The sequence below is a fragment of the Dyella sp. SYSU CM1112 genome (assembly GCF_058216415.1).
On sequence record NZ_JBZEGI010000084.1, the window covers coordinates 1 to 333 of the forward strand.

The following is a 333-nucleotide window of genomic DNA, read 5'->3' on the forward strand; positions in this document are numbered from 1 at the left end:
GACGCGCCCGCGCTCACGCCGGTCACCCGCAACCCGCTGGATACCGCCTTCGGCCCCGTGCTCGCCTTGATGGGGCCACCCGCGGGCGACCCGGATGCCACGCGTGCACCGTCCACCCTCAACGGCGTGAGCTTGCAGAGCTATCTCACTGCCGCCACCACGCTGCGCCTGACCTTGCAGCAGATCGGCGGCAGCAACGATGCGCAAGCCATGGCGCGCGCCCTGGCGCAGGCGGTGTTCCAGGGCAAGCTATCGACCTTGACCCAGGTGCGGGACGAAGCGTCGCTGACCGCCGCCAGCCTGGGTTCGGCCTGGGCCGGTTTCGGCCAGGCG

1 protein-coding gene is annotated in these 333 nt (G+C 71.5%); it reads left to right on the plus strand.

Features of this window, described 5'->3' with window-relative positions; translation table 11 throughout:
- Positions 1 to 333, plus strand: a 333-nt coding sequence (locus AC4HNJ_RS21720) for a hypothetical protein (RefSeq protein WP_490481701.1), incomplete at both ends; no start/stop codon positions are given.